Origin of the sequence: Lactobacillus rizhaonensis, assembly GCF_036246345.1 — a bacterium.
Taxonomy (GTDB): domain Bacteria; phylum Bacillota; class Bacilli; order Lactobacillales; family Lactobacillaceae; genus Lactobacillus; species Lactobacillus rizhaonensis.
Window position 1 is genome coordinate 1 of sequence record NZ_BTTV01000012.1, and the last position, 2,079, is coordinate 2,079.

The following is a 2,079-nucleotide window of genomic DNA, read 5'->3' on the forward strand; positions in this document are numbered from 1 at the left end:
CATTTGGACCTATGGCACTAAAGTTATTCAGGGCAAGAAGTATTACGATTTAGGCCAGGACAACTATGTTAAGGCTACTAATGTTTCCGGCGTTAAACGCAAGCTAAGACGCAACAGCTACGTTTACGGTAAAACGGCTAAAAAGCTGCAGCTAAAAGCTTTAAAGAAGGGACAAAAGGTAAGAACTTATGGCGCAGCCGTTAAGATCCACCGGAAGCTATACTATATCGTAGGGAAAAACCAATACGTCAAAAAGAGTAACTTTTAATAAATATTACAAGTAAAAAATAAGAGTTAGGATATTCTCCTAACTCTTATTTGTTTTAAACCGAATTCATCATATTAAATGATTTTAGAAGTTAAGCTAAATCAAATTAACGCGCTACAAAAGTATTAGGCTTGATGTGCTGCAATATTTCGTAGCCTACATCTTTTTGGTCATTTTCATTATCATCAGTTTGATTTAAAAACATCACAATACCGTTTTGATTATCTGCAGTGAGCTGCATCCAAGTACCAAAATGAACCCCTTTAAAACTCCCATAGGCGTTTTTAATATTATCGTTATTATATAAATAAAGTCCGCCCGAATAATTAACTACTTTGCTTTTTAAGTGTGTTAGATAATAAAAATCGTTTTTATTAAGAATAGAGCCATCTGTTAAACCAACTTGCATTTTGTAATATTCTTCTGTAGTAGTAAATAGATTACCAGCACCTGGAATCTGTGAAACTAAACTCTTTTTAAGATAAGCGGCTTGTTGATAATTTTTACCACCATTCGAATAGTATGAAATGGGATCCGTTTTACTCTTAGGAATGTTTTGGTAAAGATATGTATTTTGCAAGTTCAGCTTGTCAATAATTCGGCTTTGGATATTATCTGCATACGATCTACCGGTGATTTGCCTGATAATGCCTGTAAGTAAAATATAATTACTATTATTGTAATGATAATTACCTATTGTGTCGGATGGAGAAGAATTAATGTTGTTAACTACCCAGTTAATTGCTTTGTCTTCCGAATAATTATAACCTCTGTCTATTTCAGTTTTAGTAGCCATAATGCCAGAAGTATGAGTCAATAGATTACCTACAGTAATATTATCAGCGTTTTTGAGGTTAGGATACCACCGAGATATTTTGGTATATTGAGTAAATTCATTGTTAGTGCCCTTGGTTTCGTTAATTAATTGTACTACCATGGCCGCAGTTATTACTTTTTGCAAAGAAGCTGTCGGATAGACGACTTTGCTATTGCCGTTACCGATACGCTTGCCATACCAAGCATAACCATAGCTAATTGTCTGTGGTACACCGTTTTTAACAACGGTGACAATACCGCGAACATGATGTTTTTGAAAGGTATTTCTGACAAAATTATACATCTCTGTCTGTATGCTGCTTGGTGCCGCTTTGACTTGCGTAGTAGAAACAGCGGCTAGGGGTGTTACGGCCATGACTAAGGACGTGGCTAGTGTAATGATTTTATGTTTCAAAATAGTTTTAATCTCCTTAAAAAGATAGTTGTATTATAAAACTTTTAAATTAATTAGGTTATACGAAAGGATTAAGTTTAGATAACGTTTGATATTTTTAAGATACGAAATTGTGACAAATAAAGAAGATATGAGACAAATATTTTAAGGAATTGTGTGACAATTCAAACTAGACTGCGGCGAACCCAGGCTAATTATCAAAAAAAATAGTTCAAATATAATGTAGAAATATTTTTACTTCAAAAAATTGCAAAAAAGACTTGCAAAAAGAGAAAATAATTGCTAGTATTAATAACTGTCGTCGGGCAATGAGCCGCAAGGCGGGAGCACGAAGGCAGCCTTAAAAAAATCAAGCAAAAGCAGTTGACAAAAGTCAGATGTTTTAGTAAGATAATAAACGCTGTCCGGTAAGACGGCAAAAAGAGTCAGAAAAAAGTGCTTGACAAAAGCAGATGAATCTGGCAAAATAAAAAAGCTGCTTTAGAGCAGCAGGTAGTACCTTGAAAACTGAACAATGTTTTCGCAAAAATGTGCGGGTTATCAAGAACCCAAAACAAAAGAGCGAAGTCAATTTCGCAAG

The 2,079-nt window shown here is 34.5% G+C and carries 2 protein-coding genes; one reads left to right on the forward strand and one right to left on the reverse strand.

Going from position 1 to position 2,079, the window contains the following annotated elements; translation table 11 throughout:
- A partial coding sequence (locus tag AAA915_RS09195) for an SLAP domain-containing protein (protein ID WP_338201878.1) occupies nt 1-268 on the forward strand: 268 nt, incomplete at its 5' end.
- Between the two features lie 106 nt (nt 269-374).
- Here AAA915_RS09195 and AAA915_RS09200 read toward each other — a convergent pair.
- Nucleotides 375-1,499, reverse strand: coding sequence for a serine hydrolase domain-containing protein (locus tag AAA915_RS09200; protein WP_420915127.1), 1,125 nt, complete (start codon nt 1,497-1,499; stop codon nt 375-377).
- Between the last annotated feature and the right edge of the window lie 580 nt (nt 1,500-2,079).